Below are 23,352 nucleotides of genomic sequence, written 5' to 3'. Positions count from 1 at the left end.
GGGACCGGCGCCGTCACGCCCGGTGCCACAGGGCGCGTGGATCATGGCCTTGAGACGGAAAGGGGGCCGCTCCCGCCGCGACAGGAACGGGCCAAGGCGCCGTCCGATGGCGGGTTCCCCGCATGTTGGAGGCCCGGCGCCGCGTCTCCAACACGCCGGGGAAACCTGCCCGGCGGATCAGAGGGCGATGCGGAACTGCGCGAAGCCGTTCGCCCCTTCCCCGGCATCCTCGATGGTGAGGCCGTCGAGAGTGGCGAGATGGGGTCGCGCCGCCGGCCCCGTCTCGAACAGCACCGTGGCTCCGCCGAGCGGGGCGAGCGACCAGTTGTTGTCCGCCTTGGGGTCGATGGTGCCCATCTCGACGATGTACCGCACGATGATGTCGCGGTTCGTGTCCGGCCCTTCAAAGACGATGGTGGAGCCGTCCGCGCCGGGAAAGCTGCCGCCGCCGCCCGCGCGATAATTGTTCGTCGCGACGATGAATTCCATCCCGTCGGTCACCGGCACTCCCTCATGGGCGAGATCGACGATCCGCGCCGCCTCCGCGTTCACCACGTTGCCGTCCCGGTCGAACCGGGCGGGCTGGCTGATGTCGATGCGATAGGTCACGCCGTCCATCACGTCGAAATTGTAGGAGGCGAAGTCCGGGTTCAGCAGCGGCGCGTCGGTCGCGCCGGGCGCGACCTGGTTGAACATGCCCGCCGACCGTTCGAGCCACCCCCTGAGCTGCGTGCCGGTGATGCGCACGGCGCGGATCGTGTTCGGATAGAGGTAGAGGTCGGCGACATTCTTGATCGCCACATCGCCCACCGGCACGTCGGTGTAATAATCCGGCCCGCCGCGTCCGCCCGCCTTGAACGGCGCCGCCGCGGAAAGGATCGGAAGGCCCTCGTGCTCCGTCCCCGCCATCATCTCGGCGATATACCACGATTGCGCGTTCGACACGATCTGGACCGAAGGATCGTCGGCCACCAGCGCGAAATAGGAATGCAGCGGTGCCGCCGTCTTCCCCACCGCGCGGCGGACATAGGCGAGGGTCTCCTCGTGCACGTCCTGCACCGAGGCGAGAACCGGCGCGACGCTCTCCACCAGCGGCGTGACGGAGCGGTCCTCGCCGCGGTCGTAGATCGGGCGCGTCTCCACCGCGCTGGTGACCACGCGCCACGTCCCGCCCTCGTATTCGAGCAGCAGGTCGAGCACGCCCAGATGCGACCCCCAGTAGCCGCCCATCACCGCGGGCTTGCCGTGGATCGTGCCCTTGGCCGCGTCCACCGCCGCCATGCCGTCGAAATCGGGAGAGGGAAAGACGAGATGCGAATGCCCCGTCATCAGCCCGTCGATGCCCGCCACCGCGGCGAGCGGGACGGAGGCGTTCTCCATCCCCTCGCGGTGTTCGGCCGCGCCGATGCCCGAATGGTTCAGCGCGATCACGATATCGGCGCCCTCCTCCTTCATCTGGGGCAGATAGGCGCGGGCGGTCTCGACGATGTCGCGCGCCTCCACGTTGCCTTCGAGGTTCTTGCGGTCCCACAGCATGATCTGCGGCGGCACGAAGCCGATGAGGCCGATCCTGATCGGATGGGTGTCGCCCGCGCCATCGGTGATCTCGCGGTCGAGGATGACATAGGGCGGCACGAGGGTCTCGTCCTCGCGCGGGCTCGCGCCCCTCTTCCTGACGACATTGGCGGAAACGACAGGATACTCCGCGCCGGCGAGCGACTTCACCAGGAAATCAAGCCCGTAGTTGAATTCGTGATTGCCGAGCGTCGAGGCGTCGAAGCCCACGGTGTTCATCGCGGCGATGACCGGGTGCATGTCGCCCTCCCTCATGCCCCGCTCATAGGCGATATAGTCGCCCATCGGATTGCCCTGGAGGAAATCGCCGTTGTCGACGAGCAGCGCGTTCGTCGCCTCCGCGCGCACGGCTTCGATATGTGCCGTCGTGCGGGCCAAGCCGACCGTGTCCACCGGCCTGTCGGCGTAGTAATCGTAGGGAAAGACATGGACATGCAGATCCGTCGTTTCCATGATCCGCAGATGGGCCTGGTTGGCGGCCGCGCGCGCGGAAAAGGGGTGAAGGGCAATCAAGGCAGTTCCTGCGATCGTACCGGAAAGAAAGTTCCGGCGGTTCATTCCTCGGGTCATGTCGTCCATCCTGCACGTCCTTTCCTGTCGCGCCCGCCCGTCTCGTGGCGGTGGCGCAACTCTCATCCGGTCACAAGACATCCCCATGACAGGCACAGGATGACCCAGGTCCCGGCGTCGCGCAAACGGTTTCGGCCCCTCCGCCGCCTGTCCGCCATGTCGCAGGACGGCAACAGCCGCGCCGGCAAAGCGTCGTCCGGACCCAGGCGCCCGCTTGGCGAGCCGCGCCCGCCCGGCCTATGCAGGAGCATGATCAGCCGACTCCCCGATCCGGTGACCTTCGCGGCCGGAACCCTTGATCGTGCCGCGCATCTGCGCGCCCGCGCGCCCCTCCTCTGGGAGGCGGCAGAGGCGCGCGCGCTCCCGTTCTGGCGCATGTTGCCCCTGCTGCGCGACGGCGGCGGCCTCGCGCTCCACGCCGCGCAGGGCCCGCTCTTCGACGGCACGGAGGAACGGGTCTTCCTCGGCCTCGCCACGGCCGGCGCGCCCGTCTTCGCCGTCGATGTGAGCCACTGGCCCGCCGCCGCAGCGCCGGCCGCGGCGGAGGCGACACCCTGGACGGCCGCGGAGATGCGCTGCGACAGGGTGCCGGACGCCGCCTTCCGCGAATTGCGCAGCGTGATGGCCCTTCTCGATCCCTGGGAGGCGGAGGTGGCGGCCACCGGCCGCGGCATCCTCGAATGGCACGCCCGGCACGGCTTTTGCGCCACATGCGGGACGCGCAGCCTGCGGGTCGAGGGCGGATGGCGGCGGGATTGCCCGGCTTGCGCCGCGCCGCATTTTCCCCGCACCGATCCCGTCGTCATCATGCTTGTGACGCATGGCAATTCCGTGCTGCTCGGCCGCAACGAGACCTGGCCGGAGCGGATGTATTCGCTGCTCGCGGGATTCGTCGAGCCGGGAGAGCCGGTCGAGGCCGCGGTGCGCCGCGAGGTGTTCGAGGAGGCGGGCGTGCGCATCGGTGCCGTGTCCTACGTCGCGAGCCAGCCCTGGCCCTTCCCCGCCTCGCTCATGCTCGGCTGCCGGGCCGAGGCGCTCGGCACGGAGATCGCGATCGACAGGACGGAAATCGAAGATGCGCGCTGGGTCCGGCGCGAGGATCTCGCCCGTGCGATGGCCGGGCGCCACCCCGAGATTGCGCCCCCGCGCCGCGGCGCTTTGGCTCAATTTCTCATGAACGCATGGCTTGCGGACCGCTGAGCCGGCGGGATACCATTGCGGGGCTGAACCACAGGTAGGCATGGATGAAATTCTCCACCCGTCAGGATATCGACGCCCCCGCCGCATATGTCTTCGAGCGCCTGAGCGACTTCGAGGGCATGGAACGCCAGGCCATGCGTCACGGGATCGAGGTCGCGCGCAAGGCGCCGCAGCAGGGGCGCGGCCTCGGCGCGGGCTGGCGGATCAGGGTGCCGTTCCGCGGCAAGCTGCGCGATGTCGAGGCGCAGGTAAGCGAATTCGACGTGCCGAACGCGATCGCCGCGCGGGCGCAGTCCGGCGGGCTCGACATGCTGCTCAGCGCCGAGCTGCTCGCCCTCTCGCCCCGGCGCACGCGGCTCACCTTCGGCTATGACGTGCGGCCACGGACGCTGTCGGCGCGCATCCTCGTGCAATCGGTCAAATTCGCCAAGAATACGTTCCAGAAACGCTTCGAACGGCGCGTCACGAGGTTCTGCGAGGCGGTGGCGGAGGACTATGCCGGGGCGCCCCGCCCCTGATCTCAGATGCGGCGCGGATCGGCGGGATAGACGCCGAGGATCTCCACCATCTCCGTGAAGAAGCGCAGCTCGTCGAGCGCGAGGCTCACGTTCTCGTCTTCGGGATGGCCCTCGATATCGGCATAGAACTGCGTTGCGGTAAAAGCGCCGTCGACCATGTAGCTTTCGAGCTTGGTCATGTTGACGCCGTTGGTCGCGAAGCCGCCGAGCGCCTTGTAGAGCGCGGCGGGAATGTTGCGCACCCGGAACATGAAGGCGGTGACCATCTTGTCCGCGCGGCGCGTGTAATCGGGCTCGCGCGCCATGATGAGAAAGCGCGTGGTGTTGAGCTCGTGATCCTCGACATGCCGCGCCAGCACGTCGAGGCCGAAGATCTCCGCCGCGAGCTCGGAGGCGAAGGCGCCGATTTCGGGCCGGCCCTCTTCCGTCACCGACCGCGCCGCGGCGGCGTTGTCGGACCAGTTGACCGTCGCCAGCCCGTGCTCGCGCACGAAGCCGCGCGCCTGGCCGAGCAGCACGGACATCGCACGCACCTCCCGGATCTCCGGCAGGGTCGTGCCCGGAAGCCCAAGCAGGTTCACATGCACCCGCACGAAGGTCTCGCCGATGATATGCAGCCCCGACTCCGGCAGGAGGTGGTAGACGTCCTGAACCCGGCCGTAGGTCGAATTCTCGACCGCGATCATGCCGAGCGCGGCCTTGCCCGAACGGACCGCCTCCAGCGCATCCTCGAAGGTGGGGCAGGGCAGCGGGTCGTGGTCGGGCCGGGCTTCGACGCAGGCCTGATGGGAATAGGATCCCGGTTCGCCCTGAAATGCGATGAACTGGCGCATGACGGCCCCTCCCTGCCCATGACAATTTGCGCGAAACTGCGCGGGAAAGGGTCTTATACCTTGAAATGAAGGAGGGGAAGCGGATACATAGCGCGCGACGAACCTATATGAACGGAACGCGACATGTTCGACACTATGACCCTTACCAAGACCGTGGGTGGCGTCTGCGGCACCCTTCTGATCTTCCTTCTTGGCAACTGGGCCGCCGACTCCATCTACGCGATGGACGCGACCGGTCATGACGGCGAGACGGTTCAGGCCTACGTGATCCCGACCGAGGAGGGGGAGGAAGCGCCGGCCGAGGAAGAGGCCGAGGTGTCCTTCGAGGAACTGCTCGCCTCCGCCGACGCCTCCGCCGGCGAAAAGGTGTTCAACAAGTGCAGGGCGTGTCACAAGCTCGACGGCAGCAACGGCACCGGCCCGCATCTCGACGGCGTGGTCATGCGCGCTGTCGCCTCGGTCGACGGCTTCGCCTATTCCGACGGCATGGTGTCGCATGGCGGCGACTGGACGCCGGATGCGCTCAACGAATTCCTCGCCGACCCGAAAGGCATCGTGCCGGGCACGAAGATGTCCTTCGCCGGTCTGAACAAGATCGAGGATCGTGCCGATGTCGTCGCCTATCTCCAGTCCCTCGGCGGCTGAGCCCTCTCCCGCCGGAGAACGAAAACCCCGCCGGAGCGCGCCGGCGGGGTTTCTTTTTGCGCCGGGGGGCGATAGGCGACGCCGGCTCACGCAATTTCGACCTCATGTAACTTGCAAATCGCGACCCGCGCGCTTTACCGTCATCCGCGAGGTGCGGGCGCAACGTCGTCCCGCCAAGGCGTTTTCAGAACGACATCCGGAGGTCCTTTCATGAACACCCGCCCCGCCCTGCGCGCTCTGGCATCCGTCGCCGCCGTTCTCGCCCTGAGTTCCGCCGCGGCAAGAGCGCAGGAGGACGAGACGACCATCACGGCCACCTGGTTCTCCGACTGGGGCGAGGCGAAATACGAAGAGCCCTTCGACCATCTCGACTATGTCAATCCCGACGCGCCGAAGGGCGGGGAGATCGTGCTGAGCACGGTCGGCTCCTTCGACAGCATGAACCCCTTCGCGACCCTGACCGGCTCGCCTGCCATGCTGTCCTCCATGCCCTACGAGCGGCTGATGGAAAGCGTGGCGGACGAGGCCAAGGCGGCCTCCTACTGCCTGCTCTGCGAGACCATCGAATATCCCGAGAGCCAGGAATGGGTGATCTTCCACCTGCGCGACGACGTGACCTTTTCGGACGGCACGCCGATGACCGCCGAAGACGTGGTCTTCACCCACAAGAAGTTCATCGCGGAGGGCACGCCCTCCTGGCGCAGCGGCGTCAGCGCGATGATCACCGATGTCGAGGCGCTCGACGCGCATACGGTGAAATTCACCTTCGCCCCGGACATCCCGCGCAACGGGCTGATCGGTCAGGCCGGTGCGACGATCGTGATGCAGAAGAAATGGTTCGACGAGACCGGCGCGCGGCTCGATGAAAAGCGTTACCAGGTCTCCCCCGGCACCGGGGCCTACATGCTCGACGGCTACGATGCCGGCCAATGGGTCGCCTATCGGCGCAACCCCGACTACTGGGGCCTGGACCATCCGCTGAAGCGGGGCAGGCAGAATTACGACCGCATCCGCATCGTCTATTTCGGCGATACCAATCTCGCCCTCGAGGCCTTCGCCGCGGGGGAGATCACCTTCCGGCTCGAGAATTCTTCGATCAACTGGGCGACGAGCTACGATTTTCCGGCGGTCCACAACGGCTCCGTGGTGAAAGCCGAGCTGCCCGACGGCAATGTGCCGAACGCGTTGGGTTTCGTGTTCAACATGCGCCGCGAGAAGTTCGCCGACCGGAACCTGCGCCTCGCGCTCGGGCTGATGTATAACTTCACCTGGACCAACGATGCGCTGCAATACGGGCTCTTTGCGCAGCGGGAGAGCTTCTGGCAGAACTCGCCGCTGATGGCCGAGGGCCTGCCCGACGGGCGCGAGCTCGACTATCTCGAAGGCGTGCGCGACCTCCTGCCCGAGGAGATCTTCACCGAGGAGGCGCAGATGCCGCACAGCTCGGGCGACCGGTCCCTCGACCGGCGCAACCTGCGCCAGGCACTCGCTCTGATGGAGGAAGCGGGCTACACTCCCGGCAGCGGCGGCAAGCTGCGCGACGCCGAGGGGCGGCCCTTCACCCTCGAATTCCTCAGCGCCAACCCCAGCTTCGACCGCATCTTCATCCCCTATGTCGAGAACCTTCAGGCGCTGGGCGTCGAGGCGCGCTATAACCGCGTGGACCCCAGCCAGTACCAGGCCCGACGCCAGGCCTTCGATTACGACATGATCTACGACGGCTACCAGAGCGGCCTCGAGGAGGGCGCGGGGATGCAGCAGAAATACGGCTCCAAGGAGGTCAACGACATCTTCAACCCGGCGGGCTACAGCCGCGAGGCCGTGGACAGGCTGATCGAGGAGGTGATCCGGGCGGAGACCTACGACGACATGACCGCCGCCGTGCGCGCCATCGATCGGGTCATGCGCTACGACTATTTCATGGTTCCGACCTACTACAACGACAGCTACTGGGTCGCCTATTACGACATGTACGACCATCCCCCGCTCGAGCAGATGCCCGCCTACGATCTCGGCTATCTGGACTTCTGGTGGTATAACGCGGACAAGGCGGCGGAGCTGCGCGCGGCCGGCGCGCTGAAATAGACCCGAGAGGACGACGCCCCTATGGGAGCCTATATCCTGCGGCGCCTGTTGCTGATCATCCCGACCCTGCTCGGGATCATGATCATCAATTTCGTGCTGACCCAATTCGTGCCCGGCGGCCCCGTCGAGCAGGTGCTCGCCAACATCCAGGGCGAGGGCGACGTGTTCTCAACCCTCTCCGGCGGCTCGGGCGATGCCGGCCGTGCCCCGCAGACACAGTCCTCCCCGAACGGCTACGAGGGAAAATACGTGGGCTCGCGCGGCCTCCCGCCCGAATTCATCGCCGATCTCGAACGCCAGTTCGGCCTCGACAAGCCGCCGCTCGAACGCTTCCTCACGATGATGTGGAACTACATGCGCTTCGATTTCGGACAGAGCTATTTCCGCTCCGAGGGCGTGCTCGATCTCGTCTGGGACAAGCTGCCCGTGTCCATCAGCCTCGGCCTCTGGTCGACGCTGATCTCCTATCTCGTCTCGATCCCCCTCGGCATCCGCAAGGCGGTCCGCGACGGCTCCTCCTTCGACAGCTGGACCTCGGGCATCATCATCGCCGCCTATGCGATCCCCGGCTTCCTCTTTGCGATCATGCTGCTCGTGCTCTTCGCCGGCGGCTCCTACTGGCAGATCTTCCCGCTGCGCGGCCTGACCTCGCCCGACTGGCACCAGATGTCGCTCCTGGGCAAGATCCTCGACTACCTCTGGCACATTGCCCTGCCGGTGACGGCCTCGGTGATCTCCTCCTTCGCGACCCTCACGCTGCTGACGAAGAATTCCTTCCTCGACGAGATCCGCAAGCAATATGTCGTCACCGCCAAGGCCAAGGGCCTGTCGGAACGCCGGGTGCTCTACGGCCATGTCTTCCGTAACGCCATGCTCATCGTGATCGCGGGCTTTCCGGGCCTCTTCCTCGCCGTCTTCTTCGGCGGCTCGGTGATCATCGAGACGCTCTTCTCCCTCGACGGGCTCGGGCGCCTCGGCTATCAGGCGGCGCTGCAACGCGACTATCCGGTGATCTTCGGCACACTCTTCTTCTTCGGCCTCATCGGCCTTCTGGTCGGGATCCTCTCGGATCTCATGTATGTCTTCGTCGATCCGCGCATCGACTTCGAGAAGAGGGACACATGAGACTGTCGCCGCTCAACCAGCGCCGCTGGCGTAACTTCCGCGCCAATCGCCGGGCCTTCTGGTCTCTCATCGTCTTCTGCATCCTGTTCGGCCTGTCGCTCTTTGCCGAATTCATCGCCAACGACAAGCCGATCCTCGTGAAATATCGCGGCGAGTTCTACACGCCGATCTTCAACTTCTACCCGGAGACGACCTTCGGCGGCGATTTCCGCACCGAGGCCGTCTATCGCTATGCCGAAGTGGAATGCCTCATCCGGACCGGCGGGCTCGTCGACTGTTTCGACGACCCGGAGGGCGTGATGGCCGATGCGGCGGACGGGGACTTCGCCGGAGAGCCGGTGGAGAAGGGCTGGCTCCTATGGCCGCTCATCCCCTATTCCTTCAACACCCAGGTGGAGGGGCCGGGCGCCGCCCCCTCGCCGCCCACGTCGCAGAACTGGCTCGGCACGGACGACACGAAACGCGACGTGGTCGCGCGGGTGATCTACGGCTTCCGCCTCTCGGTGCTGTTCACCCTCGTCGTCTCCGTCGTCTCCTCCCTCGTCGGCATCGTCGCCGGCGCGATCCAGGGCTATTTCGGTGGGCGCACCGACCTCATCTTCCAGCGGGTGCTGGAGATCTGGGGCGCAATGCCCTCGCTCTACGTCATCATCATCCTGTTCGCGATCCTCGGGCGAAGTTTCTGGCTCCTCGTCTTCGTTACCATCCTCTTCGGCTGGACGGCCCTCGTGGGCGTGGTGCGCGCCGAATTCCTGCGCGCGCGCAATTTCGAATACATCCGCGCCGCACGCGCGCTCGGCGTCGGCAACTGGACGATCATGTTCCGCCACATGCTCCCGAACGCGATGGTCGCGACCCTGACCATGCTGCCCTTCATCGTGACGGGAAATATCGGCGTGCTGGCCTCGCTCGACTTCCTCGGCTTCGGACTTCCGTCGTCCTACCCGTCGCTCGGGGAACTGACGCTTCAGGCGAAACAGAACCTTCAGGCGCCGTGGCTCGGCTTCACCGCCTTCTTCACCTACGCGATCATGCTGTCGCTGCTCGTCTTCGTCTTCGAGGGCGTGCGCGATGCCTTCGACCCGAGAAAGACCTTTCGATGAGCCTTCTGGAATACAGGGATCTGCGCGTCGGCTTTCGCCAGGACGGCGCGATCGTCGAGGCCGTGCGGGGCGTCTCCTTCACCGTCGAACGCGGTGAGGTGGTCGCGCTCGTGGGCGAATCCGGGTCGGGCAAATCCGTGACCGCACTCTCCTCGGTCAATCTCCTGCCCGATACCGCCGTGCTCTCGGGATCGGTCACCTATGACGGCGAGGAACTCGTCGGCACGCCGGAGAAGCGGCTGCGCGACCTGCGCGGCAACGACATCAGCTTCATCTTTCAGGAGCCGATGACCTCGCTCAACCCGCTCCACACGATCGAGAAGCAGCTCTCCGAAGTGCTCCTGCTGCATCAGGGCATGACCGGGAAGGCGGCGCGTGCGCGCATCCTCGAACTGCTCGATCGGGTGGGGATCTTCCAGCCCGAGGAGCGGCTCGGCTCCTATCCGCACCAGTTGTCCGGGGGACAGCGCCAGCGCGTGATGATCGCAATGGCGCTGGCCAACAATCCCAAGCTCCTGATCGCGGACGAACCCACCACCGCGCTCGACGTGACGATCCAGGCGCAGATCCTCGACCTGCTCGCCGACATCAAGCGCGACGAGGGCATGGCGATGCTCTTCATCACCCATGACCTCAACATCGTGCGCAGGTTTGCGGATCGCGTCTGCGTGATGAAGGACGGAGAGATCGTGGAAAGCGGCCCCACCGCGGAGATCTTCGACGCGCCGCAACATCCCTATACGCAGATGCTTTTGGCCGCCGAGGCGACGGGCCGGCCTGAGCCGGTGCCGGAGGGCGCGGAGGTGGTGGCGGAGACCACCGACCTGCGCGTCTGGTTCCCGATCCAGCGCGGGCTCCTGCGCCGGACTGCCGGTTATGTGAGGGCGGTGAACGCCGCGAGCTTCGCCGTGCGCGAGGGGGAGACCGTCGGCATCGTCGGCGAATCCGGCTCCGGCAAGACCACCCTCGCGCTCGCGATGATGCGCCTGATCTCGTCGGAGGGGCCGGTGGTCGTGCTGGGCCGCGACGTTCAGGGCTGGTCCAACCGCAAGCTGCAACCGCTGCGCGCGGACATGCAGATCGTGTTCCAGGATCCCTACGGCTCGCTTTCCCCGCGCATGACCGTCGAACAGATCATCGCGGAAGGGCTCGGCGTGCACAAGATTGCCGGCATCTCCTCGAAGGGGCAGGCGGTGATCGACATCATGCGCGAGGTCGGGCTCGACCCGGAGACGCGCCACCGCTATCCGCACGAATTCTCCGGCGGCCAGCGCCAGCGCATCGCCATCGCCCGCGCGATGATCCTCCGGCCGCGTCTCGTGGTGCTCGACGAGCCGACCTCCGCCCTCGACATGACGGTGCAGGTGCAGATCGTCGATCTGCTGCGCAGGCTCCAGGTCACGCACCGTCTCGCCTATCTCTTCATCTCCCACGACCTGCGCGTCGTGCGCGCGCTGTCGCATCGCGTGCTGGTGATGAAGCGGGGCGACGTGGTGGAAAGCGGCACGGCGGACCAGATCTTCGACGCGCCGAAGGATCCCTACACGCGCGCGCTCGTCGCGGCGGCCTTCGATCTCAAGGTCGAGGAGGGAGCGGGCGTCTGAGCCCGGTGCCCGACGCAAGTCGGACGGAAGTCCGACAGAAGTCTGACCACGAAAAAGGCGCGGGACGGCCCCCGCGCCTCATCTCGTTTCGGCCCTGCGCCCGGTTCAGGACGGCCCGACCGTCGCGCATTCCGCCCCCCGCGCCTCGAGCCGGCGGCAGGTCATCGCCGCGAGATCTTCGGTCAGGCCAAGGAAATTGGCATCGAACCCGCGCGGGGTGCGAACCACCTTGCGCAGCGCGCCATCGAGCATTTCGATCTCGGAAAGCGCTGTTTTCAAAAGCTCTTTTCGGGCCTCGTACTCGGTGCCATAGGTGCCGATATTGATCCCCCAGTGCCGGTCGCCCGAGGTGGAGAGCCGGGTGACGATCTCTGGCGCGGTCGACGGCACCGGATCGGCCGACACGACGGCCGCAGTCGGCTCGACGGAGGCGAGCTGCACCGTCTCCGGACGCAACGTCGGGGCAATGGCCGGGATCGGCGCAATCTGCGCCCGCGCCGTCTCCGCCCTGTCCCCTTCCTCCACCGCCGCCGTAACCTCCGCCGCCGCCGCCGCCGTGGCTTCGGTCGCCGCCGCGAGCACCACGGCCTCCTGTTCGGCCTCGGTCAGCGCGTTCAGCACGTCGTCGGACGCCGCGAGCAGCATTTCCTCGCTCTCCGGCGCGAGTTCCGGCAGCGGCCGGTATTTCGGCCAGGGGCTCTTGGCCACGGTGACGTTCACGCGAATGATTTTCGAGGCGACGCTGGGCGCCTTCTCGCCTTCGGCCACCGTGATCGTGCCGCCGCCCATCTTGCCGAGATAGGGCGGGCGTGCGGGTTTCGCGACGGCGACATTGGTCTGCGCGCGCTTGAAGCCGAGGTCCATCAGCTCCGCCACCTTCGCATTGCGCGACGCGGTCGAACGGCCGCCAAAGACGGTGGCGATGACACGTTCGTTGCCGCGATGCGCCGAGGCGACGAGGTTGAAGCCCGCCGCGGAGGTGTAGCCGGTCTTGATCCCGTCCGCGCCCTGATAGGTCTGGAGGAAGCGCGTGTTGGTGTGATGCACCGTGCGCACGCCGGCATCCGCGCTCTGCCGGGAGAAGAGGTTGTAATATTCCGGAAAGTCGTAGAACAGGTGCCGCCCGAGGACGCTCATGTCGCGGGCGGTCGAGAGGTGGCCGGATTCGGTGAGGCCATGCGCGTTCTTGAAGGTCGTGCGCGACATTCCGAGCGCGTTTGCCGTGCGGTTCATGCGCCGCGCGAAGGCCGCTTCGGAGCCTTCGATCGCCTCGCCGATGGCGGTCGCCGCATCGTTGGCGGACTTCACCGCCGCCGCGCGGATGAGATAGCGCAGCTTGATCTTCTGGCCGGCCTTCAGCCCGAGTTTCGAGGGCGGTTCGCTTGCGGCCTTGGCGGAAACGGTCACCATCGTGTCGAGCGAGATCTCACCGTGCTCTATCGCCTCGAAGGCGATGTAGAGCGTCATCATCTTGGTCAGGGAGGCGGGATGGAGGCGGGTATCGGCATTGGTCGCATGCAGCACCTCCCCGTTGCGCGCATCCATCACTAAGGCCGCATACTCTGCCGCGATTGCCCGAACGGACATCGCAAGGACCATCGCGAAGGTGATCAGAAGAAGGGGAAAAACACGTCCCGTAACGGCACGCGGAAACCGTCGCGCTTGCACGTCGCTCATCATCATAACTCTGCCTCGTCTGGTCGGATCGTGGATGCCCGACTTGTTTATTTGAGCCTAGCACGGCACTTGGAGTGAGAAAACCGTGAAATTTTTGGGCATCTCGGTCTTGCCAAAATGCAAAACCCATATCTGGTGGGGATGCAACATCTTACTACCACATGCTGAAAAGCGCCCGAAAAGAATTTTTCCCTGTGCCTACATTTCAAGCACGGAGACCAGATCTGGAAGGCGGGCGAGAGATTCGATCTGCCGAAACCGCGGGTGATCGAGGGGCGGTTCGGCATGTTCGATCTCCCAGGTGAGACCGTGCGGGACATGGACGCCCCAGGCGCCGGCCTCGATTGGCGGGATGACGTCCGACTTCATCGAATTGCCGACCATCACCGCGGCGGCGGGCGCGAGCCCGCGCCTCGAGAAGATCCCGGCATAGACCGCGGGCGTCTTCGCAGAGACGATCTCCACCCCGTCGAACAGATCGCCAAGGCCGGACTGGGCGAGCTTGCGCTCCTGGTCGAGCAGGTCGCCCTTGGTCACGAGGAGGATGTCGTGATCCTCCGCCAGCATCCGCACGGTCTCCTCCACACCGTCGAGCAGGTGGATCGGATGGCGCAACATTTCCTGCCCGGCGCCGATCAGTTCGCGGATCACCGCGGCGGGAACCTTTTCCTCCGTCACCTCGATTGCGGTCTCGATCATCGACAGGACAAAGCCCTTGATGCCGAATCCGTATTGCCCGAGGTTGCGGCGCTCGGCGGCGAGAAGCCGTTCGGCAAGATGCGCGCGCTCGGAATAATCGGAAAGGAGATCGGCAAACCGGGCCTGGGTCATGCGGAAAAATTGTTCGTTTTCCCACAGGGTATCGTCGGCATCGAAGGCGATCGTCGAAATCTTTCCCGGCATGTGGTAAGGTCTCCTTTGCCGCTTCGGGCATAACCCTCTTTATTCGGCGGCGAAAGGTTCTATATAACGAGCCGAAGCGACACCGCTTTTCGCGTAGTGCAGGAACCGGAGACGACAGCGTGTTACTCTCGCCTCTCATGATGGCCGACAAGGACAACAGCGATGACGACGGCGACGTCGGCCTCGCGCTCAAGACACGTCCGAAGACGAAGCGCCCGCCCCTCTACAAGGTCCTGCTGCTCAACGACGATTATACGCCGATGGAATTCGTGGTGCTCGTGCTCGAACGCTTTTTCGGCATTTCGCATTCCCACGCGACCGAGATCATGCTGACGGTGCACAAGAAGGGCCTCGCCGTCGTCGGGGTGTTTTCCTACGAGATTGCGGAAACGAAGGTGCAGCAGGTGATGGACTTCTCCCGCCGGCATCAGCATCCGCTGCAATGCACCATGGAAAAGGAATAGGCTGCGCGCCTTTTCGCCATGCTTTCCGACAGGCTTCCCCTCCTCCTCGGCGCGCTGCCGCCGGTCCGTCGCGTGGTGGTCTTCCGCCCGCGCGCGGGTACGGATCTACGCGTGCTCAAGGGTGCGGAGGTGCAGATCGTGCAGGGCTTCAAACCCGATTTCGACAGTTTCGCGAAAGAGGGCTACGACACGCGGATCGCGCCGGAGGGACAGTTCGATCTCGTACTCGTCGCGGTGCCGCGCGCGAAGGCGGAGGCCCGCGCGCTGATCGCGGATGCGGTCCGGCGCGGGGAGAGGGTGATCGTCGACGGACAGAAGACCGACGGCATCGACAGCCTTCTCAAGGACATTCGCAAGCGCGTGCCTGTGGAACAGGTGGTGTCCAAGGCCCATGGCAAGGCCTTCGCCTTTTGCGGCGGGGATTTTTCCGATTGGGCCGACCCCGGCCCCCTTCACCTTGTCGACGGGTTCGTCACGCGGTTCGGCGTGTTTTCGGCGGACCGGATCGACAAGGCGTCCGAAGCGCTCGTCGCGGCGCTGCCCGAACGCCTGCCGCCCACGGTCGCGGACCTCGGGGCGGGCTGGGGATATCTGTCGCGCCACATCCTCGCGCACGACGGCGTGGAGGTGCTGCATGTGGTGGAGGCGGAGGCCGCCGCCCTTGCCTGTGCGCGGGAGAATATCGGAGATCCGCGCGCCGTCTTCCACTGGGAGGACGCCACCCGCTTCACGCCGCCCCGTCCGCTCGACGCCGTCGTGATGAACCCGCCCTTCCACAGCTCGCGCGCCGCCGACCCGGCGCTCGGGCAGGCCTTCATCGCGGCCGCCGCGACCATGTTGGCGCCGAACGGCATGCTCTGGATGGTCGCGAACCGGCACCTGCCCTACGAGGCCACGCTTGCCACGCATTTCGGCACGGTTGCCGAGATCGGCGGCACGTCGGGCTTCAAGGTGCTTCACGCCACGAAACCCCTTCGCAGGACCGCAACGGGCGCCTAGTCTGGGCGTCAAAGCATCGAGGACCCTCACCATGAGCTTTTCCATTACAGGCAAGACCGCGATCGTGACCGGAGCGGCCAACGGCGTCGGTCTCGCCATCGCGCGTCATTTCGAGGCCCAGGGCGCGAATGTCATGTGCGCGGATATCGACGAGGCGGGGCTCGTTGCGCAGTACGGCGATGCGGCGGAGGCGGAAGACCGCACCGTCGCCTATTTCGCCGGCGACCTGCGCGAGAAGCTCACCATCGCCAATCTCCTTTCCGCGACCATCGACAATTTCGATGGGGTGGACATTCTCGTGAATGCCTCCCGCCAGGTGGCGATGAGCGATCCGCTGAACGTCGAGGAGGACAATGTCGCCCAACTGCTCGACCAGAACCTGATGACGTCGCTGCGCCTGACCCAGCAGGTCGCGAAATGGATGATCAAGCGCGCGGAAAAGGTGGAGGGCGAGGAAGAGGGCGTGCTCGGCTCGATCGTCAACCTCTCGTCCATCGCCGCGCGGCGCTGCCAGCCGGAGCTCCTCGCCTTCTCGATTTCCTCCGCCGCGGTCGATCAGATGACGCGGTCGATGGCCGTCGCGCTCGCCCCGCACCGGATCCGTGTGAACGCGGTCGCCTTCGGCTCGGTGATGAGCGCGAGCCTGAGGGATCTGCTGAACGAGAACCCGGACCTGCGCGAGAACATCGTCGCGAAAACGCCGCTTGGCCGCGTCGCCCCGGCGGCCGACATCGCGGAGACGGTGCAATACCTGGTTTCGGACTGCTCCGGTTTCATGACGGGACAGATCCTGACCGTCGATGGCGGGCGCACGCTGGTGGATCCGGTGCATGTGCCCAGCCACTGAGGCGGGCGGTCATTCCGGATATTGCCGGACACAGGCGGCGACGGCGGCATTCGCCTGGGTCTGAAGCTGGGCTTCCTTCTTCCTCAGCGCCCGCAGCTTGGCGGCTTCGCCATCGAGGTCGATCGACTTCGGTACGCGCCGCGTCTCCACATCGCGTTCGCGGCACATGATGATGTCGCCGTCCTTGTCCCTGCCGCAGGGACGATAGTCGTAATCGACATACTGCCGCTCCTCGATCGCATAGCCGCGGCGCAGGTTGCCTTCGGCCTCCTCGGCGAACCTCTGCACCTGGCGGAGATCCTTGGTCGCGCGGGAAATGCACATCTGTCGTTCCGAACAGGCGGCAAGCAGCGGCAGCAGGGCGAGGGGGATGAGCCAGCGCATCGGGAGTCTCCTTTTCGTCTTATATGCGACGATAGCGTGTTTCCGTCGGGAGGGAAGGGTTCTTGCGGGCAGGGAGGCATTGCTGATACCCATGAGCGCGCCGTCGATAGAGGAGGGAGAGCCCGTGACGACCGAGGAGATGGACGCCGAGAAAGCCCGCGCCGCGGCGTGGTTTCGCGCGTTGCGTGACGAGATCGTGGCCGCCTTCGAGGCGCTCGAGGACAGCCAGGCGACCGGCCCCTTCGCGGGCGCCCCCGCTGGCCGTTTCGAGGTGACGGAGACGCGGCGCAGATCCGAAGACGGCTCCGACGCCGGCGGTGGTCTCATGTCGGTCATGCGGGGCGGGCGGGTGTTCGAGAAGGTCGGCGTCAATGTGTCCACCGTCTACGGAACGCTTGGCGCGCGGGCGCAGGCGGCGATGGCGGCGCGCAAGGGCATTCCCGGCATGGCGGAGGATCCGCGTTTCTGGGCTTCGGGCATCTCGCTCGTCGCGCATATGCAGAACCCGCATACCCCCGCCGTCCACATGAACACCCGCATGTTCTGGACGCCGCATGCCTGGTGGTTCGGGGGCGGTTCCGACCTCAATCCCTGCATCGAATATGACGAGGACACCGCGGCGTTCCATGCCGTGCAGAAGGCCCATTGCGACCGCCACGACCCGACCTATTACCCCCGGTTCAAGGCCTGGGCGGACGAATATTTCTACATCCCGCACCGCGGCCGTGCGCGCGGGGTGGGCGGCATCTTCTTCGACGATCACAGCCGCGGCGACTGGGAGGCCGATTTCGCCTTTACCCAGGATGTCGGACGGGCCTTCCTTCCGGCCTTCCTCGGCGTCACGGAAAAGCGCCGTGACATGCCGTGGACCGAGGCGGACAAGGATGTGCAGCTCATCCACCGCGGCCTTTATGCCGAATACAACCTCGTCTACGATCGCGGCACGAAATTCGGGCTGGAAACCGGCCATGACGCGAATGCCGTGCTGATGAGCCTGCCACCGCTCGCGAAATGGGTGTGAGCGCGGCGCTGTTTCAACAAGGGGTTGGCGGATTTGTCATGAAGGGATTTGTCTGGCTCGCGATGGTCGCCGTCGTCGTCCTGATCGCAGTAAATGCCTATGTGGTCGTCACGCTGAACGGGCCGGCGGAATTGGGCTGGAACGGTCTCGGCGAGGCCATGGGAACGCTCAACACGCTGTTCAGCGGACTGGCCTTTGTCGGATTTCTGGTCTCTCTGGCATGGCAGCGCCAGGAGCTCGCTCTCACGCGCCGCAGTGTCGAGGAGCAGACACGCGAGCTGTCCCGTGCGGCGGATCCCATAATCAGCAGGTCCGGCAGTTCCACGCGCAGCAGGAACTGCACCTGCGCAGCCGGTTCCACGACCAGTTCCTGTTCTGGCATCAGCGATGGTTCGCGGCACATCAGGAGATACTTGCCGATGATACCCGCCGGGAGGCGCTGGCCGCCGCGGAGACCCGCGAGGCGGCGCAGCGGGTGGTGCCCGGCGCCTATTTCAACTTTCTGCGCTACTGTCTCGATGAACTCGAGGCGGCACCAGCCTCCGAGGCCGATGAGGCGGAGCGCCTGACGCGGCGCTATGCCCGCATTCTGCGTGCCGACCTGACGGATCTGGAAAAGCGCGTGCTGCTCATCGGGCAATTCGACTGGGACAGCCTGCGGGACGGATCGTTTCCCGCGCTGATCCGCAAATACGAGATCCTGCATGGCATCGCCGATTGGGCGCGGGAGCATTGTCCGGCCCAATGGCAGGTCTACACGACGGGAAGGCGCGGGGCCTGAGCCAGCGGGCAGGTCGTTCAGACGGTTTCGCGCAGCGTCTCGATCATCAGGCTGACATTGTCGGGATCCGCGTCCGGCGTGATGCCATGGCCGAGGTTGAAGATATGCGGCCCCTTCGAGAAGGCCTGCCGGATATGCCGGACTTCGTCGATCAGCGCCTGTCCGCCCGTGACCATGTGGCGCGAGGCCATGTTGCCCTGCACGCAGCCGTCCTTCTGCACATTCGCGGCGCCCCATTCGGGGGTCACGCTGTCGTCGAGGGCCACGCAATCGACGCCGGTCTTTGCATGAAAGCCGATATAGCCTTCCCCCGCCTCGCGCGGGAAGCCAATCACGGGAATGCCGGGATGGCGCGTCTTGAGCTCTGACGTGATCCGACGGGCGGGCTCCACGGCGTATTTCCCGAAAGCCTCGCCCTTGAGCGATCCGGCCCAGCTGTCGAAGATCTTCACGACCTCGGCGCCGGCGCGGATCTGCTGGTCGAGATATTCGATGGTCGCTTCGGTCAGCAGGTCGATGATCTTCTCGAACAGCGCCACATTGCCTTCGCGCAACGCATGTGCCGGACCCTGATCCTTCGTTCCGCGGCCGGCGATCATGTAGGTCGCCACCGTCCAGGGCGCGCCGGCGAAGCCGATCAGCGTCGTCTCCCGCGGCAATTCGCGGGACAGGATGCGGACGGTTTCGTAGACCGGCGCAAGCGTGTCGTGGATGTCGTCTTTCGTCGCGAGCCCGGAGAAGTCGTCCGCCGACGTGATCGTGGAAAGGCGCGGGCCCTCGCCGGTCACGAACCACAGGTCGGCGCCAAGCGCCTGCGGCAGCAGCAGGATGTCGGCAAACAGGATCGCCGCGTCGAAGCCGAAGCGGCGGATCGGCTGGAGCGTGACTTCCGCCGCCAGGTCGGAATTGTAGCACAGGGACAGGAAATCGCCTGCCTCCGCCCGCGTCGCGCGATATTCGGGAAGGTAGCGCCCCGCCTGCCGCATCATCCAGATCGGCGGAACCTTCTGTACCTCGCCTCTGAGGGCTTTCAGGATCGTCTTGTCGCTCATGCGGGCCTCCCGTTCAGACTTTCCGCACTGGTCTCTGTCCTGCGCGCTTTTGTCAAGCGGCGCGCGGCCGATCCCGGCTTGTCAGGCCCATTCGCCGCAGGTAAGCCTTGGCGTCATGACCAGACCGCTCCCGACCCCCGCCAACCCGCTGAAGATCGGCACCCGTGGCTCTCCGCTCGCGCTCGCGCAGGCCGAGGAGGCGCGCGCACGGCTGATGGCGGCCTTCGACCTTCCGCTCGAGGCGTTCCGGATCGTCACGATCTCGACGCGCGGCGACCGGGTGCAGGACCGTTCCCTGCGTGAACTCGGGGGCAAGGGTCTGTTCTCCAAGGAGATCGAGGAGCGGCTCCTGTCCGGCGAGGTCGATATCGCCGTGCATTCGACAAAGGACATGTCGGTGGAACAGCCCGAGGGACTGGTGCTCTCGACCTTTCTGCCGCGCGAGAACCCGTTCGACGCATTCATCACGCTCGACGGCAAGGCGCTTGCCGATCTGCCCCAGGGGGCTGTCGTCGGTTCCTCCTCGCTCCGTCGCAAGGCGCAGCTTCTCAACAGGCGACCGGACCTGACGGTGGTGGAATTTCGCGGTTCGGTGCAGACCCGGCTCCAGAAGCTCGAGGACGGGGTGGCCGAGGCGACCTTCCTCGCCATGGCGGGGCTCAACCGGCTCGGAAGGGACGATGTGCCGCGCCGGGCGGTGACGGCGGAGGAGATGCTGCCCGCCATCGCGCAGGGCGCGATCTCCATCGAGCACCGGGCTGCCGACACCGTGGTGGCCGAGATGCTCGCCGCAATCCATCACGAGGAAACCGGCGTTCTCATGGCCTGCGAGCGCGCCTTTCTCGCAAGGCTCGACGGCTCGTGTCAGACGCCGATCGCCGGGCTTGCGGAGATCGTCGACGGACAGATCCGCCTGCGGGGGGAGATCCTGCGCACGGACGGATCGGAAAGCCTTGCCGACGACATGACCGCACCCGTCGAGGATGGGGCGAAGATGGGGATCGAGATGGCGGCGAAGCTTCTCGAACGCGCCGGTCCGGGCTTTTTCGACTGGAAATGACCCTCAGGGCAGCGTCTTGCCCGGATTGAGGACGCCCTTCGGATCAAAGGCGGCCTTGACCGCGCGCATCATTTCGAGCGCCACGGGATCCTTTCGCCGCCGCATGGAGGGCAGTTTCGCGAGGCCGATGCCATGCTCGGCGGAGAAACTGCCGCCCATGTCCGCCACGATATCCTCCACCGTATCCATCACCGCATCGCAAAGCGCGGCGTCGCTGGGCGTCACCGTGTAGTGGATATTTCCGTCCCCGAGATGGGCGACGACGCAGGTCGAGAAGCCCGGATCGAGGCGGCGCAGCGCGGTTGCCGCGCGGTCGAGGAAGTCCTCCACCCGGTCGAGCGGCAGGCAGAGGTCGTTGATGACGACGGGAGTTTCCGCGGTGGAGATTTCCGCCGCCGCCTCCCGGATCGCCCACATCTGCGCGCGCTGCGCCTCGCTCTGTGCGAGGGCCGCGTCGGACACCAGCCCCTCCTCGAACAGCGCGCCGAGCGTGTCCTCGAGGTGGTGTGCGAGCGGCACGCGGCCATCTTCGTCCGCCTTGCAATCGCGCGGCACGCTCGAGGCGATCTCGAGGAAGATCGTGTGGTCGTGATCGTGGCCGAGCGGTGGGGTGAGGTCGGGGCGGACGCGGGCGAGGCGCGCCATATAGTCGCGCGGCATGTATTCGAACGCTTCCACCATGCCGCCGGTGCGTTCCTGGAGGGCGTTCAGAAGCCGCAGAGCCGCGGAGAGACCGGGCACGGTGACCATTGCCGTGGCATGGGCGCGCGGGGCGGGCACGAGTTTCAGGACGGCGGCGGTGATCACGCCCAGCGTGCCCTCCGATCCGATCATCAGGTCGCGCAGGTCATAGCCCGAATTGTCCTTGTGCAGCGCGCTCATGAGATCGAGCACACGCCCGTCGGCAAGCACGACCTCGAGCCCGAGGCAAAGGTCGCGCGTGTTGCCGTAGCGCAGCACATTTGAGCCGCCGGCGTTGGTGGCAAGCGTCCCGCCGATCCGCGCGGAGCCCTGCGCGCCGAAGCTCATCGGGTAGCGGAGCCCGTGTCGGGCGCTGGCCTCATGCAGATCCTGAAGGATCACGCCGGCCTCGACCACGGCCAGCCGTGCCTCTGGCCGGATGTCACGGATGCGGTTCATGCGCTCGAGCGAGAGGATCACCGCGCCTTCGGCCGCGGTCGCGCCGGTGAGGCCGGTATTGCCGCCCATCGGCACGACGGGCGTGCCGGTCTCGTTGCAGAGGGCAAGGATCGCCGCGACCTCGGCAGTCGTGGCGGGGCGGAGGACGGCCAGCGGCGTGGTGACGTGTTTCCCGATCCAGTCGCGCCCGTAGGCCAGCGTCTCCGCGCCAGTCAGCAGGTTTGGCGAAACGGCCTTCAGCCGGGCGATGATATCCATGATGCGCTCCCTCGGTCGGGCTTCGGATGTCGGCCAAAACGACGGCGAAGGCAAGGGACGAAAAGCCGCCTCCGTGCGCGGGACGGGGGCGGCGCCGGGAAACAGGCGCCGTTCAGATCGCGGCGGAATGTTTCGCCTGGGTCATCTCGTAGGCATCGAAATGGCGCGCGATCATCCGGGTGAGCGGGCGCGCCTCTTCGCGGATGACGATGGCCTCGGGCGTGATGTCGAGCATCTGTGGAAAGGCCGCCGCCACATCTGCGGCGAAGGCGTCGAATTGCGCCTGGGTGATCCCGTGGTCGCGCTCGAGCTCGGCGGCGTCGACACGGAAATCGCACATCAGCGCCTCGATGATGCGTCCGCGCAGGCGATCCTCGGGGGTGAAGCTGTGCCCTTTCGCGATCGGCAGGCGACCGGCGCGCACCTCCGCCTGGTATTTCGAGGTGGAGGGCTGATTCTGGGCGTAGCCCTGCGGATATTTCGCGATGGACGACGCGCCGACGCCGACCATGGTGGGGCATTTGTCGTCGGTATAACCCTGGAAATTGCGCCGCAGCTTGCCGGTACGCAGCGCGACTTCGAGCCCGTCGCCCTTCCGTGCGAAATGGTCGATGCCGATTTCGGCATAATCGTCCCAGACGAAGAGGTCACGGGCGATGTTGAACAGTTCGAGACGTTCCTCGGGCGTCGGCAGGGCATCGGTCGGGATCATGTTCTGACGCCGCGCCATCCAGGGCACATGGGCATATCCGAACAGCGCCACGCGGTCGGGCGTGAGCGAGAGCAGCTTCTGGACGCTCTGGGCGATCTTCTCGGGGGTCTGTCCCGGCAGCCCGTAGAGGATGTCGGCGTTGAGCGAGCGGATGCCGCGCGCGCGCAGCCCCTCGACGGCCTGTTTCGTGGTCTCGTAGGACTGGATGCGCCCGATCGTCTCCTGGATTGCGGGATCGAAATCCTGCACGCCGATGGAGGCCCGGTTCATTCCTGCCGCCGCGAGTGCGTCGAGCCGCGGATCGTCGATCTCGTTCGGATCGACCTCCACGGAAAATTCATATTCGGGCGCGAAGGGGGCGACCTCGCGGATGGCGGCGGAAAGATCCGCGATCAGCCCGGCATCGAGCAGCGTGGGCGTGCCACCGCCCCAGTGCAGATGGCCGATCTCGATGCCCTCGGGAAGCCGCGCCTTCAGAAGCGCCAGCTCGGCTTTCAGCGTTTCCACGTAGGTCGCGACCGGGCCGAGGGTGCTGGTGCCCTGCGTGCGGCAGGCGCAGAACCAGCACAGCCGCCGGCAGAAGGGCACATGGACGTAGAGGGAAATCGGTTGGGACGGGTCCAGGGCTGCGAGCCAGCCTTCGACATCCTCCGGCTGCGTGAGGTCGGAGAAGTGGGGGGCGGTCGGATAGCTCGTGTACCGGGGCACGCGAGCGTCAAAAAGGCCCAGCTTACGGAGTTGCGCGTGTGTGTTCATGGATATACGCTCTAGACGAACGAGGATCTGACGCCTTGAC

The 23,352-nt window shown here is 65.9% G+C and carries 21 protein-coding genes; 13 read left to right on the top strand and 8 right to left on the bottom strand.

What is annotated here, in order from left to right:
• Positions 1 to 177 precede the first annotated feature (177 nt).
• Entirely contained in the window at positions 178 to 2,145 is a 1,968-nt protein-coding gene (locus P73_RS21215; RefSeq protein WP_043872065.1) for a bifunctional 2',3'-cyclic-nucleotide 2'-phosphodiesterase/3'-nucleotidase, read from the bottom strand.
• Positions 2,146 to 2,394: 249 nt separating this feature from the next.
• Between P73_RS21215 and nudC the strand changes: the two genes are divergently transcribed.
• Entirely contained in the window at positions 2,395 to 3,345 is a 951-nt protein-coding gene (gene nudC, locus P73_RS21210) for an NAD(+) diphosphatase (protein WP_043871113.1), read from the top strand.
• Between the two features lie 44 nt (positions 3,346 to 3,389).
• Positions 3,390 to 3,863 (top strand): SRPBCC family protein, encoded by a 474-nt coding sequence (locus P73_RS21205; protein WP_043871112.1) that lies wholly within the window; start codon positions 3,390 to 3,392, stop codon positions 3,861 to 3,863.
• A 2-nt stretch (positions 3,864 to 3,865) separates the two neighbouring features.
• On the opposite strand, the gene P73_RS21200 is transcribed toward P73_RS21205, so the two are convergent.
• On the bottom strand, positions 3,866 to 4,696 hold the full coding sequence (locus P73_RS21200; protein ID WP_043871111.1) for a prephenate dehydratase: 831 nt from the start codon (positions 4,694 to 4,696) through the stop codon (positions 3,866 to 3,868).
• Positions 4,697 to 4,819: 123 nt separating this feature from the next.
• Here P73_RS21200 and P73_RS21195 point away from each other — a divergent pair, with 123 nt between their 5' ends.
• The 5 genes from P73_RS21195 to P73_RS21175 all read left to right on the top strand — a co-directional run bounded on the left by P73_RS21195 (position 4,820) and on the right by P73_RS21175 (position 11,258).
• Positions 4,820 to 5,341, top strand: coding sequence for a c-type cytochrome (locus tag P73_RS21195; protein WP_043871110.1), 522 nt, complete (start codon positions 4,820 to 4,822; stop codon positions 5,339 to 5,341).
• Positions 5,342 to 5,551: 210 nt separating this feature from the next.
• Entirely contained in the window at positions 5,552 to 7,426 is a 1,875-nt protein-coding gene (locus P73_RS21190; RefSeq protein WP_043871109.1) for an extracellular solute-binding protein, read from the top strand.
• A gap of 21 nt (positions 7,427 to 7,447) precedes the next feature.
• Positions 7,448 to 8,551: a microcin C ABC transporter permease YejB gene (locus tag P73_RS21185; protein ID WP_043871108.1), complete on the top strand. Its 1,104-nt coding sequence runs from the start codon at positions 7,448 to 7,450 to the stop codon at positions 8,549 to 8,551.
• The gene (locus P73_RS21180) at positions 8,548 to 9,654 is read left to right on the top strand and encodes an ABC transporter permease (RefSeq protein WP_043871107.1); all 1,107 of its coding nucleotides are present in this window, start codon (positions 8,548 to 8,550) and stop codon (positions 9,652 to 9,654) included. The genes P73_RS21185 and P73_RS21180 overlap by 4 nt, the downstream gene beginning before the upstream one ends.
• Entirely contained in the window at positions 9,651 to 11,258 is a 1,608-nt protein-coding gene (locus tag P73_RS21175; RefSeq protein WP_043871106.1) for an ABC transporter ATP-binding protein, read from the top strand. Before P73_RS21180 ends, P73_RS21175 begins: the two co-directional genes overlap by 4 nt.
• A 105-nt stretch (positions 11,259 to 11,363) precedes the next feature.
• Here the strand turns inward: P73_RS21175 and P73_RS21170 are convergent, their stop codons facing one another.
• Positions 11,364 to 12,938, bottom strand: a complete 1,575-nt coding sequence (locus P73_RS21170; protein WP_043872064.1) for a D-alanyl-D-alanine carboxypeptidase family protein — start codon at positions 12,936 to 12,938, stop codon at positions 11,364 to 11,366.
• A gap of 195 nt (positions 12,939 to 13,133) precedes the next feature.
• The gene (locus P73_RS21165) at positions 13,134 to 13,838 is read right to left on the bottom strand and encodes an HAD family hydrolase (RefSeq protein WP_043871105.1); all 705 of its coding nucleotides are present in this window, start codon (positions 13,836 to 13,838) and stop codon (positions 13,134 to 13,136) included.
• Between the two features lie 140 nt (positions 13,839 to 13,978).
• Between P73_RS21165 and clpS the strand changes: the two genes are divergently transcribed.
• The 3 genes from clpS to P73_RS21150 are packed head-to-tail and all read left to right on the top strand — an operon-like array spanning position 13,979 to position 16,148.
• Positions 13,979 to 14,302, top strand: a complete 324-nt coding sequence (clpS, locus tag P73_RS21160; protein WP_174446931.1) for an ATP-dependent Clp protease adapter ClpS — start codon at positions 13,979 to 13,981, stop codon at positions 14,300 to 14,302.
• 18 nt (positions 14,303 to 14,320) lie between these two features.
• Positions 14,321 to 15,301: a class I SAM-dependent methyltransferase gene (locus P73_RS21155; RefSeq protein WP_043871103.1), complete on the top strand. Its 981-nt coding sequence runs from the start codon at positions 14,321 to 14,323 to the stop codon at positions 15,299 to 15,301.
• Between the two features lie 31 nt (positions 15,302 to 15,332).
• On the top strand, positions 15,333 to 16,148 hold the full coding sequence (locus tag P73_RS21150; RefSeq protein ID WP_043871102.1) for an SDR family NAD(P)-dependent oxidoreductase: 816 nt from the start codon (positions 15,333 to 15,335) through the stop codon (positions 16,146 to 16,148).
• A gap of 9 nt (positions 16,149 to 16,157) precedes the next feature.
• Here the strand turns inward: P73_RS21150 and P73_RS21145 are convergent, their stop codons facing one another.
• Positions 16,158 to 16,532, bottom strand: a complete 375-nt coding sequence (locus tag P73_RS21145) for a hypothetical protein (RefSeq protein WP_043871101.1) — start codon at positions 16,530 to 16,532, stop codon at positions 16,158 to 16,160.
• Between the two features lie 139 nt (positions 16,533 to 16,671).
• On the opposite strand from P73_RS21145, the gene hemF reads away from it, so the two are divergent.
• Both hemF and P73_RS25790 read left to right on the top strand, forming a co-directional pair.
• Positions 16,672 to 17,553 (top strand): oxygen-dependent coproporphyrinogen oxidase, encoded by an 882-nt coding sequence (gene hemF, locus P73_RS21140; RefSeq protein ID WP_043872063.1) that lies wholly within the window; start codon positions 16,672 to 16,674, stop codon positions 17,551 to 17,553.
• Between the two features lie 220 nt (positions 17,554 to 17,773).
• A complete protein-coding gene (locus P73_RS25790) occupies positions 17,774 to 18,334 on the top strand; it encodes a hypothetical protein (RefSeq protein ID WP_139267081.1) in 561 nt (186 codons plus the stop codon).
• A gap of 17 nt (positions 18,335 to 18,351) precedes the next feature.
• On the opposite strand, the gene hemE is transcribed toward P73_RS25790, so the two are convergent.
• The gene (gene hemE, locus P73_RS21130) at positions 18,352 to 19,386 is read right to left on the bottom strand and encodes a uroporphyrinogen decarboxylase (protein WP_043871099.1); all 1,035 of its coding nucleotides are present in this window, start codon (positions 19,384 to 19,386) and stop codon (positions 18,352 to 18,354) included.
• Between the two features lie 115 nt (positions 19,387 to 19,501).
• Between hemE and hemC the strand changes: the two genes are divergently transcribed.
• Positions 19,502 to 20,446, top strand: a complete 945-nt coding sequence (hemC, locus tag P73_RS21125; RefSeq protein ID WP_043871098.1) for a hydroxymethylbilane synthase — start codon at positions 19,502 to 19,504, stop codon at positions 20,444 to 20,446.
• Between the two features lie 3 nt (positions 20,447 to 20,449).
• Here hemC and P73_RS21120 read toward each other — a convergent pair whose 3' ends face one another.
• Both P73_RS21120 and hemN read right to left on the bottom strand, forming a co-directional pair.
• Complete coding sequence (locus P73_RS21120; RefSeq protein ID WP_043871097.1) at positions 20,450 to 21,844, bottom strand: FAD-binding oxidoreductase; 1,395 nt, start codon at positions 21,842 to 21,844, stop codon at positions 20,450 to 20,452.
• Positions 21,845 to 21,956: 112 nt separating this feature from the next.
• Positions 21,957 to 23,312 carry an oxygen-independent coproporphyrinogen III oxidase gene (gene hemN, locus P73_RS21115; RefSeq protein ID WP_043871096.1) on the bottom strand — a complete coding sequence of 452 codons (1,356 nt, stop codon included), beginning with the start codon at positions 23,310 to 23,312 and terminating at the stop codon, positions 21,957 to 21,959.
• Positions 23,313 to 23,352 lie beyond the last annotated feature (40 nt).

Source organism: Celeribacter indicus, from assembly GCF_000819565.1.
GTDB classification, from domain to species: Bacteria; Pseudomonadota; Alphaproteobacteria; order Rhodobacterales; family Rhodobacteraceae; genus Celeribacter; species Celeribacter indicus.
This window is presented reverse-complemented; position numbering and strand designations above follow the sequence as displayed.

Bases quoted from the DNA above. Each gene is read 5' to 3' on its own strand.
- P73_RS21215 (WP_043872065.1), bottom strand. From the start codon at position 2,145: ATGACCCGAGGAATGAACCGCCGGAACTTTCTTTCCGGTACGATCGCA.
- nudC (WP_043871113.1), top strand. From the start codon at position 2,395: ATGATCAGCCGACTCCCCGATCCGGTGACCTTCGCGGCCGGAACCCTT.
- P73_RS21205 (WP_043871112.1), top strand. From the start codon at position 3,390: ATGAAATTCTCCACCCGTCAGGATATCGACGCCCCCGCCGCATATGTC.
- P73_RS21200 (WP_043871111.1), bottom strand. From the start codon at position 4,696: ATGCGCCAGTTCATCGCATTTCAGGGCGAACCGGGATCCTATTCCCAT.
- P73_RS21195 (WP_043871110.1), top strand. From the start codon at position 4,820: ATGTTCGACACTATGACCCTTACCAAGACCGTGGGTGGCGTCTGCGGC.
- P73_RS21190 (WP_043871109.1), top strand. From the start codon at position 5,552: ATGAACACCCGCCCCGCCCTGCGCGCTCTGGCATCCGTCGCCGCCGTT.
- P73_RS21185 (WP_043871108.1), top strand. From the start codon at position 7,448: ATGGGAGCCTATATCCTGCGGCGCCTGTTGCTGATCATCCCGACCCTG.
- P73_RS21180 (WP_043871107.1), top strand. From the start codon at position 8,548: ATGAGACTGTCGCCGCTCAACCAGCGCCGCTGGCGTAACTTCCGCGCC.
- P73_RS21175 (WP_043871106.1), top strand. From the start codon at position 9,651: ATGAGCCTTCTGGAATACAGGGATCTGCGCGTCGGCTTTCGCCAGGAC.
- P73_RS21170 (WP_043872064.1), bottom strand. From the start codon at position 12,938: ATGATGAGCGACGTGCAAGCGCGACGGTTTCCGCGTGCCGTTACGGGA.
- P73_RS21165 (WP_043871105.1), bottom strand. From the start codon at position 13,838: ATGCCGGGAAAGATTTCGACGATCGCCTTCGATGCCGACGATACCCTG.
- clpS (WP_174446931.1), top strand. From the start codon at position 13,979: ATGGCCGACAAGGACAACAGCGATGACGACGGCGACGTCGGCCTCGCG.
- P73_RS21155 (WP_043871103.1), top strand. From the start codon at position 14,321: ATGCTTTCCGACAGGCTTCCCCTCCTCCTCGGCGCGCTGCCGCCGGTC.
- P73_RS21150 (WP_043871102.1), top strand. From the start codon at position 15,333: ATGAGCTTTTCCATTACAGGCAAGACCGCGATCGTGACCGGAGCGGCC.
- P73_RS21145 (WP_043871101.1), bottom strand. From the start codon at position 16,532: ATGCGCTGGCTCATCCCCCTCGCCCTGCTGCCGCTGCTTGCCGCCTGT.
- hemF (WP_043872063.1), top strand. From the start codon at position 16,672: ATGGACGCCGAGAAAGCCCGCGCCGCGGCGTGGTTTCGCGCGTTGCGT.
- P73_RS25790 (WP_139267081.1), top strand. From the start codon at position 17,774: ATGGCAGCGCCAGGAGCTCGCTCTCACGCGCCGCAGTGTCGAGGAGCA.
- hemE (WP_043871099.1), bottom strand. From the start codon at position 19,386: ATGAGCGACAAGACGATCCTGAAAGCCCTCAGAGGCGAGGTACAGAAG.
- hemC (WP_043871098.1), top strand. From the start codon at position 19,502: ATGACCAGACCGCTCCCGACCCCCGCCAACCCGCTGAAGATCGGCACC.
- P73_RS21120 (WP_043871097.1), bottom strand. From the start codon at position 21,844: ATGGATATCATCGCCCGGCTGAAGGCCGTTTCGCCAAACCTGCTGACT.
- hemN (WP_043871096.1), bottom strand. From the start codon at position 23,312: ATGAACACACACGCGCAACTCCGTAAGCTGGGCCTTTTTGACGCTCGC.